Origin of the sequence: Archangium sp., from assembly GCF_036389735.1 — a bacterium.
GTDB lineage: Bacteria > Myxococcota > Myxococcia > Myxococcales > Myxococcaceae > Archangium.
Map to the genome: position 1 here is coordinate 1 of NZ_DASVWK010001024.1, position 8,437 is coordinate 8,437.

The following is an 8,437-nucleotide window of genomic DNA, read 5'->3' on the forward strand; positions in this document are numbered from 1 at the left end:
CGAGGGAGGGCCCTCGTGGCTCAAAGCCCCGGCCACAGGTGGGTGACGGCGCGCAGGGCCCCCTCCTGCTCGCGCAGCAGGGCCACCAGCCGGCCCTTCTGGAGGGCGCGCACGGGGGCCTCGGGGTCCGGGAAGCCCTCGGGCAGGCGCCAGTCCGGAGGCCGGAGCTCTCCAAGGGGGATGGTGCGGCCGTGCTTGACGTCGTTCACCTCGTCGCCGGCGATGACGCGCGAGGCGCACCAGGGCAGCAGCTCGGGGCCATGCAGCCAGAGGCGGCCTCCCGGGCCCGGATCCGCCCAGGGGCCGATGGTGGTGCGGTGCAGCCGGGCGAGGTGGGCACCACAGCCGAGCGCCCGGCCCAGCTCCCGCGCGAGGGCGCGCACGTAGTAGCCGCCCCGGCAGGTGAGGCGCAGGCGGCTGCTCCGGGGCAGCTCATGGGAGAGCCAGCGCGCCTCGTGGAGGTAGACGCGCGAGGGGGGCAGCTCCACCGCCTCGCCCCGGTGCGCCTTCTTGTAGGCGGGCTCGCCGCCCACCTTCTTCGCGCTGGTCGCGGGGGGCACCTGCTCCGTCCAACCGAGGAAGGGGATGAGCGCCGCCTCCAACGTCTCCGCCGTGAGGGCCGTGGCATCGCCCTCGTGGATGACCCGGCCCAGCAGGTCTCCGTTGTCCGTCTCCACGCCCCAGACGACCTCGGCCTCGTACGTCTTGGGCACGACGTGCAGCCATTCCATCAAGTGTGTGGCGGGGCCCGCCAGTAACGGCAACAGGCCCTCCGCGAAGGGGTCGAGCGTGCCTCCGTGACACACGGGCATTTGCTTGCGCGAGAGGCCCGCCGTCTCCACTTCTCGCATCAGGTCCCGGACGATGGAGAAGCTGGTCGCCCCCACCGGTTTGTGGGCCAGGTAGATGCCGGGCTTCATGCGTCGGATTTCCTCGACAGTCCACCGACTCCTGCCCGCTGGGACACGGGCGTCGCGAGGCGCTGGATTCAGCTCATGCATACCTTTATTTCCGAGGGAACGGGATGGCCTTGAAGGGACAGAGCACGCCTCGTCTGCCGTCGTGGGAGGTCCTGGTGCGCGCCGTGCTGTTCCTCGGGGCCTTGCTCGGGGCGAAGGCCCTCAGCGCCTTCTTCGCCTTTCCACCCCAGGAGAATGCCGCCGTGTGGCTGCCCGGCGGATTGACGCTCGCCGTCTTCGTGCGCGCCGAGGTGCGCCGCTGGCCCGTGTACCTGGTCGTCGTATTCCTCGCGGAGCTCCTCCTCGTCCCCTTGTATGGAGACCCCTGGAACATGGCCTTCTTCTGGGCCGTGGGGAATTGTCTGCGCACGGTGGTGGGCGCGGGGTTGATGCGCCGGTGGCTCGACAGGCCGGTGACCTTCTCCCGACCTCGGGATGTGGCCGCGCTGCTTGTCGCCGGAGGCCTGCTCAGTCCCCTGCCGAGCGCCACCCTGGGCATCGGGGCGGTGGCCCTCTTCGGCCACGTCTATGACTTTGAAGCGGACTGGCTGGGCTGGTACCTCTCGGACGGGCTCGGGGCGGTGCTGTTCGCTCCCCTGCTGCTCACCTGGAGGACCGGGCAGTCCGGGGCCCGGAGGTCCCTGGAAGGCCTGGAGTTGTTGGGGACGCTGCTGCTGCTGGCGCTCATGGCCCACCTCACCTTCGGCCAGACCTCGCCCCGGGGCATCCTCCTCTCCCTGCCCTACCTCTGCCTGCCCTTCGTCCTCTGGGCGGCGCTGCGGCTGGGCCCTCGGGGCGCGACCAGCGCCGCGATGGTGCTGGGCACGATCGCCATCATCCACACCGCCCACGGACACGGGCCCTTCGGGGTGCTGCCCGGTACCCTCCAGGAGCGCGTGCTCTCGGTGCAGGTCTTCCTGGCGGTGGCGAGCCTGTCCACGCTCGTGCTGGCCGCGATGGTCAGCGATCGCCTGCGGGTGGAGCGCTCCCAGCGGGTGCTGGCCGAGGCCGGCGCGGCGCTCGCCGAGTCGATGGAGCCGAGGGACACCCTGCCGCGCGTGGCCCGGCTCGTCGTGCCGTCGCTGGCCTCGGGCCTCGTCCTGTGGATGAAGGACGAGGAGGGCCGCTTCGTGCCCCTGGTACGGGTGGGGGTGTCGCCGGAGGTGGAGGCGCGCCTGCGCGACGAGCTGCACCGGCTGCATGGGTCCTCGCGGCGCGGCGTCGGCCCGGAGGGGGGGCGGGTGCTGACGGGGTTGCGGCTCCGGGGGCGCCTGCTGGGCGGCATGGCCCTGGTGATGGCCGGGCGCACGCACCCGCCCCGTCCCCGCATGGCCTCCTTCGCCGAGGATCTGGCCCACCATTGCGCGCTCGCGCTGGAGAACGCCCGTCTCCTCAAGGAGTCCCAGGAGGCCATCGTCGTCCGCGACGACTTCATCGCCGTCGCCGCCCACGAGCTGCGCACCCCCCTCACCGCGCTCAAGTTGCAGCTCCAGGGCCTGACGCGTCTGCTGCGGCAACTGCCCGCCTCGGAGACGGTGCTCACGCGCTTCCAGGTGGTGGCCCGGCAGATCTCCCGCCTCGGGCGGCTGGTGGAGAGCCTCCTGGACGTGGAGCGCATCAACACTGGCCGGCTGCACCTGGTGCGCGAGCCGGTGGACCTGGGCGAGCTGGTGCGGGACGTGCTGGAGCGCCTGTCCATCGAGATGGATCGCGCCCGGTGCTCGGTATCCGTCAGGGTCCAGGAGCAGGTCACCGGCCTGTGGGACCGGATGCAGCTGGAGCAGGCCCTCACCAACCTGCTGGGCAACGCCATGAAGTTCGGCGTGGGCCTCCCCATCGAGCTGGAGGTGGAGGAGCACGAGGGCCGGGCCCGCCTCACCGTGCGGGACCAGGGCATTGGCGTGCCCCCGGAGGCGCTGGAGCGCATCTTCGGCCGCTTCGAGCGGGCGGTGTCCGTGCGGAAGTATGGCGGCCTGGGGCTGGGCCTCTTCCTCACCCGGCAGATCGTCGAGGCCCACGGGGGGACCATCCAGGCGAGCAGCGAGCCGGGGCGGGGGGCCACCTTCATCCTGGAGCTGCCGGCCTCCGAGCCCTCGTCCCGCTATGCCGCCGAGTCGGCTTCCGCTTCCTGGCCCGCCTCCCCCGCGAGCTCCCATCCAACCTGAAGGGCAGGGAAAAAGGCTCCTACCCGCCAGGACCTCCCGCTGTCGGCCAGTCGACCTCCGAACGGAAATGTTTCCGAGGCCCTCGGGATGGCTTACAATCTCCCATCAGGTCGTAACCGTGCGTACTTGCTGGGGCGTCGTCTAATGGCAGGACGTCAGACTTTGAATCTGATTATCAAGGTTCGAATCCTTGCGCCCCAGCCACTCTTCTCTTGAGGACGGTGGGCCAATGCCACAGCCGCAGAAGCTTCTCCTGCTGGTCTCCCTGGGCAACCCGCCGCCGGTGCTCCTCCGCGAAGTGGAGGGCCCCATCTCGCTTCAGCTCGGGCTCGCCACCGTGATGAGCAAGACGGTGCTGCCCACGCCCACCTACGCCTTCAACAAGGACCGGGGCCAGTACCACTGCAACGCCATCATGCGCCGACTGGTGACGCTGCTGGAGCCGGGGCACTCCATGGTGCTGGGCCTCACGGACGTGGACCTCTTCGTGCCGGACTCGCCCTTCGTGCTGGGTGAGGCGGACCGCGAGTCCAAGAGCGCGGTGATGAGCCTGGCCCGGCTGCGCCAGGGCGCCGAGGGCGAGCAGTTCCGGCGCCGGCTCCAGGTGGAGGCCGTCCACCAGGCGGGCCATCTGCTGGGGCTGTCCTACTGCGAGGACGCCCGGTGCGTGATGTTCTTCGCCCAGGCCCCGCAGGACTGCGACCGCAAGCAGGTGTCGCTGTGCAACAACTGCCGCAACGAGCTCAACAAGCTCAACCGGTAGGCCCCCTTCTTCGCTCGTGCTTGAATGCCGCGCCCGCATGGACGTCTCCATGCGCGACGACCCCGAACCGGGGCGCCTCATCCGAGGCCGGACAGACAGGAGCACGGGTATGAAGTCGGTGTGGAAGATTCTGGGTTTGTCGGTGGCGGTGGGACTGTCGGCGTGCGAGCCCCTGGATGACCTGGACCTGGGTGGTGGCGGTACGGCGGGAACGGTCTTCAGCCGCGGCTTCGTCTTCGTGCGCGCCGACGCCACCGGCCGCAACGTGTACGCGCTGGACGACAACGGCAACCCCAACAGCCCGGCGCAGCTGACCCAGCAGGGTGGGGCGTACTTCCCCACGGTGTCGCGCAACGGCCAGTTGGTGGCCTTCGTGTACAGGGCGAACAGCACCTCCGAGCTGCGGACGGTGCCCACCACCGGCCAGGGGCAGCCCTCCACGCTGGTCTCCAGCACGAACATCAACTGCGCCAACTGCGCCAACTTCCGCTATCCCACCTTCAGCCCGGATGGACGCACCATCGTCTTCACCCTGGACAAGGGTGGCTTCGCGATGCTGGCCCGGGTGAACACGGATGCCAGCGGCTTCCAGATTCTGGCCGGCGGTGGCTCCTATGTGTACGGGCCGGCTTCCTTCATGCCGGATGGGCGCAGCGTGCTCGCGGCGGGTGGCTACTCCAGCAGCCAGCTCAACTTCCTCATCCAGGTGGACATGACGAGCGGCACGGCGACTCCCATCTCCACCAGCCTGGGCAACGTGGCGCAGGTGGTGGTGTCGCGCGTCGCGGTGTCGCCGGACGGGACGAAGGTGGCCTTCGACGGCCGCACCAGCAGCGGCTCGCGCATCTTCGTGGGGCAGATTGGCCAGCAGCTCTCCAACGTGACGCAGGTGACGGAGAAGCTCGGCGTGGAGGACTCCTACCCGAGCTGGCGCGGCAACACCGAGCTGGGCTTCCTCTCGGATGACGGCGGCAACGACAACGTCTACCGCATCAGCGCCTCGTCGGTGCGCGGCTCGGGCAGCCTCTCCCTCGTGGTGCCCGGCGCCCTCGAGCCGGCCTACGGCGGCTAGAACGAAGGCCCGGGGACCCGCTCTCGGGTCTCCGGGCCTCCGGGTACCGCGTGGGGTTGTCCGGCGCTACTCGGGCTTGGTGTTCACCGCGGCGCTCGGGGCCACCGTGCCCGCGCCCGGCTTCTTCACTTCCATGGCGTCCGCCACCAGCTCGGTGATGTCCTTCACCTTGATGCGCTCCTCGCGGCCCGTGTCGTTCACCGCGTCGTTCAGCATTGTCGAGCAGAACGGGCAGGCCACCGCCACCACGCCCTTGCCGCCCGGCTCCTTGTAGTCGCCCACCTGCCCCGGCTTCTGCTTGTCCGTGGCCGACGGGAAGGGCGTGCTCGGATCCGCCGCGTGCTGGAGCGTCAGCGACGCCTCGTTGATCCGGTTGTGGTTGATGCGCGTGCCGAGGTGCTCCTCCATCCACATCCGCCCGCCACCCGCGCCGCAGCAGAAGCCCTCGCGCTTGCTGCGCTGCATCTCCACCACCTCGAGCCCCGGAATCGCCTTCAGCACCTCGCGCGGCGCGTCGTACACCCCGTTGTGCCGGCCCAGGTAGCACGGGTCGTGGTACGTCAGCTTCTGGTTCATCACCTGGGAGAGCTTGATGCGCTTCTCCTTCAGCAGATCATTGATGAGCTGCGTGTGGTTGATGACGCGGTACTCGCCGCCGAACTCCGGGTACTCGTTCTTGATGGTGTTGAAGCAGTGCGGGCACTGGGTGATGACCGCCTTCACCCCCATCGAGTTCCACGACTCCACGTTCGTCTTGGCCAGCGTCTGGTACAGGTACTCGTTGCCCATGCGGCGCGCCGAGTCCCCGTTGCACATCTCCTGCTTGGACAGCGTGGCGAAGCTCACCCCCGCCTCGCGCAGAATCTTCACCAGCGCGCGGCTCACCTTCTTCTGCTTGTCGTCGTAGCTGCCCGCGCAGCCCACGAAGAAGAGGTACTCGTACGGGCCGCCACCATCACCCCAGGTGGGCAGCGCCAGGTCCTGCGCCCACTCGTCGCGCTTGTCCTGGCCGATGCCCCAGGGGTTGCCCTGGCGCTCCATGCCCTCGAACACGCGCTGGATTTCGGGCGGGAACTCCGCCTTCACCTGCACCTGGTAGCGGCGCATGTCGATGAGGCGCGGCACGTTCTCGATGAACACCGGGCAGGCCGTCTCGCACCAGCCGCAGCTCGTGCACGCCCACACCGTCTCCGCCTTGAGCGCGCTGCCGATGATTTCAGGCAGGGGCTCGGTGGTGCCCGAGGGACCCCGGCCCTCCTCGATCCACATCTGGTTCTCCCAGGCCCAGTGCTTCAGGTCCTGGTTGACGCCCTTGTGGGTGAGCGGCTTGCCGGTGATGTACGTGGGGCAGTGCGTCTGGCAGCGACCGCACTCGGTGCAGGAGTAGAGGTCCAGACCCTGCTTCCAGGTGAGGTCCTTGAACGTCGCGGCGCCGAACTCCTCCTTCTCCAGGTTGGGCGTCGGCAGCTTCGCGCTCTGCGTGTTGCGCTGGCCCTGTCCCAGGCGCAGGAAGAAGACGTTGGGCAGGCCGGTGATGACGTGGAAGTGCTTGCCCCAGGGCAGGAAGTTGAGGAACGCGAGGATGATGGCCAGGTGGATCCAGAAGCCCGCCACGCCCAGCGCGTGCGCCACCGGGTAGCCCAGCGGCTTCATGAGCATGCCCACCGCGCCCGTCACCGGCTCCCACCACACGAAGTTGCCCGTGGCCAGCGGCATCGTCTGCTCGCGGGGCACCATGTGGCTGCCACCGAAGAGGAACTCGGTGACCATCAGCCCGGAGATGAAGCCGAGGATGAGGTAGGCCTCCCACGAGGGGCTCATCCGGTCCGGCTTCACGCTGGCGCGCACGTACACGAAGTAGGCGGCCCCCAGCAGCGCGCCCGCGGCCACCAGGTCCTTGGCCAGCAGGTAGAGGCGGTAGACGGTGAGCAGCGCCGGGTGGGCCGTCCAGAACGGGTCCGTCAGGTCCGTGAGCAGCACCAGGGCCGTCTCGGAGAAGCCCATCGCGAACATCATCAGGGTGCGCAGCGCCAGCACCATGAAGGCCGCGTAGATGAGCACGTGCATGAGGCCCGGGGTGAACTCCTCCGGGTCCACCATGCGCTTCTGCCCGAGGCCGAAGCGCACGAGCGCCGAGACACGCTGGGGAAGGTTGTCCAGCCGGTTCTCCTTCTTCATCGCCAGCAGGACGCCCATGCGTCCGGCCATGGTCATGACGAAGACGGAGAGTCCGACGACGAGAAGAAGGCCTGTGATGATGGGACTCATGGCGGTTCGGTGAACCTCGCGAAGGGCCGCGCGGCGGCGCCCGATGCCGCGCTGCGGCAATGCCGTAACCCTGCAACCCTAACAAGGTTGATTCGCGAATCAAGCGCTTGGACGGGGCAGGGGACAGGACTTTGCGCGTCCTGTCCCCTCTTGGACGCAGTGGGCCGCTGGCCGTGCTCGCCGGGTCGCTCTCCGGGCGGGCCTGGGGCTGGCCCCGTCGCGCCGAGCCTCCCATTGGCCCGAAACCAGCGCGATGCGGGCGGTCAGGCACAAGGTGCTGTGTAAACGCGAGCAGGCGTGCACCACGAGACGTGGACGGTTGCTGTGAGGCCCAAGGGGTTTACAGCGCGGCCGACCATCCCCATCCTGTTCGGTAAATCGGTCAATGTAGTCCGGAAGGGGCACCGCATGGGGTGGGCCCCAGGGACCGAGTGGGGGGCGCCCGTGAGGGCGGCGAGCCAGGCGGCCGTCGACCCAGGCAGCACGAAAAGCGCCCAGGAGAAGCCATGGTGCACGACGACATGACGTACATGGACGACGAGGGCATCGAGTACGTCGTTCCGGGTGGCGAGGACGAGGGGTCGGGTTCCATCGTCCCGGTGTATGACTCCCCGGGTGGTCGGCTGTGGGGCGCCGACGAGGCCTGGGGCGGCTACGCGGCCGAGTAGTGCCCTGGCCCCCGCGTTGAGGGAGACGCGGGGGCATGCAGTGACGCCCAGGAGCGCGTCCCCCTGTCGAGCCGGTGCTGGCACCCGCTCCGGGGAGGGAATCCGCGGCTCCGTGTCATCTCCCACTCCGCGAGTGAGGTCCGCGCGCACCCGGGGCCATCGAGGGCGTACCAGTTGCAACCTCGGGGGCCAGGGCGGCGATACTGGGGGACCGGGGACCCGGCAGGCTCGGGCGCACGCTCCCGGCACGGAAGGATGAGGCGATGAAGCTGACGGCCTGGGCGGTCGAGCGCGACGGTGAGCGGGGTCGGGATGTGCATCTGCTCGTCACCGTGGAGGCCGAAGAGGACGCGCCCCGCGCCCCCGTGGCGGTGAACCTCGTGCTGGACCGGAGCGCCTCGATGCGCGGCGCGCCGCTCGCGGCCGCGGTGGAGGCCGCGCAGCTCCTCGTCGAGCGCGCGGGCCCGAAGGACTACCTGGGGCTGCTCCCCTTCGACGGCGTCCCCGAGCAGTCCGTGCCCCTGCGCATCATGGACTCCGGC

The 8,437-nt window shown here is 69.5% G+C and carries 6 protein-coding genes, 1 tRNA gene and 1 pseudogene; 6 read left to right on the forward strand and 2 right to left on the reverse strand.

Translation table 11 applies throughout. The features are described from left to right. Positions 1 to 20 precede the first annotated feature (20 nt). Positions 21 to 920 (reverse strand): tRNA pseudouridine(55) synthase TruB, encoded by a 900-nt coding sequence (truB, locus tag VF794_RS36515; RefSeq protein WP_331117770.1) that lies wholly within the window; start codon positions 918 to 920, stop codon positions 21 to 23. A 104-nt stretch (positions 921 to 1,024) separates the two neighbouring features. Between truB and VF794_RS36520 the strand changes: the two genes are divergently transcribed. From VF794_RS36520 to VF794_RS36535, 4 genes are all read left to right on the forward strand, one after another. After that, positions 1,025 to 3,124, forward strand: coding sequence for an MASE1 domain-containing protein (locus VF794_RS36520; RefSeq protein WP_331117772.1), 2,100 nt, complete (start codon positions 1,025 to 1,027; stop codon positions 3,122 to 3,124). Positions 3,125 to 3,254: 130 nt separating this feature from the next. Next, a tRNA-Gln gene (locus VF794_RS36525) sits at positions 3,255 to 3,328 on the forward strand. Between the two features lie 25 nt (positions 3,329 to 3,353). Beyond that, on the forward strand, positions 3,354 to 3,887 hold the full coding sequence (locus tag VF794_RS36530; protein WP_331117774.1) for a non-proteolytic archaemetzincin-like protein: 534 nt from the start codon (positions 3,354 to 3,356) through the stop codon (positions 3,885 to 3,887). Between the two features lie 109 nt (positions 3,888 to 3,996). Next, on the forward strand, positions 3,997 to 4,959 hold the full coding sequence (locus VF794_RS36535; RefSeq protein WP_331117776.1) for an LpqB family beta-propeller domain-containing protein: 963 nt from the start codon (positions 3,997 to 3,999) through the stop codon (positions 4,957 to 4,959). Between the two features lie 66 nt (positions 4,960 to 5,025). On the opposite strand, the gene VF794_RS36540 is transcribed toward VF794_RS36535, so the two are convergent. Next, complete coding sequence (locus VF794_RS36540) at positions 5,026 to 7,227, reverse strand: (Fe-S)-binding protein (protein WP_331117778.1); 2,202 nt, start codon at positions 7,225 to 7,227, stop codon at positions 5,026 to 5,028. Positions 7,228 to 7,733: 506 nt separating this feature from the next. On the opposite strand from VF794_RS36540, the gene VF794_RS36545 reads away from it, so the two are divergent. Next, positions 7,734 to 7,895: a hypothetical protein gene (locus tag VF794_RS36545; protein WP_331117780.1), complete on the forward strand. Its 162-nt coding sequence runs from the start codon at positions 7,734 to 7,736 to the stop codon at positions 7,893 to 7,895. 263 nt (positions 7,896 to 8,158) lie between these two features. Further along, positions 8,159 to 8,437, forward strand: a pseudogene (locus VF794_RS36550) (VWA domain-containing protein); the annotation flags it as partial.

Bases quoted from the DNA above. Each gene is read 5' to 3' on its own strand.
- VF794_RS36545 (WP_331117780.1), top strand. From the start codon at position 7,734: ATGGTGCACGACGACATGACGTACATGGACGACGAGGGCATCGAGTAC.
- VF794_RS36535 (WP_331117776.1), top strand. From the start codon at position 3,997: ATGAAGTCGGTGTGGAAGATTCTGGGTTTGTCGGTGGCGGTGGGACTG.
- truB (WP_331117770.1), bottom strand. From the start codon at position 920: ATGAAGCCCGGCATCTACCTGGCCCACAAACCGGTGGGGGCGACCAGC.
- VF794_RS36520 (WP_331117772.1), top strand. From the start codon at position 1,025: ATGGCCTTGAAGGGACAGAGCACGCCTCGTCTGCCGTCGTGGGAGGTC.
- VF794_RS36540 (WP_331117778.1), bottom strand. From the start codon at position 7,227: ATGAGTCCCATCATCACAGGCCTTCTTCTCGTCGTCGGACTCTCCGTC.
- VF794_RS36530 (WP_331117774.1), top strand. From the start codon at position 3,354: ATGCCACAGCCGCAGAAGCTTCTCCTGCTGGTCTCCCTGGGCAACCCG.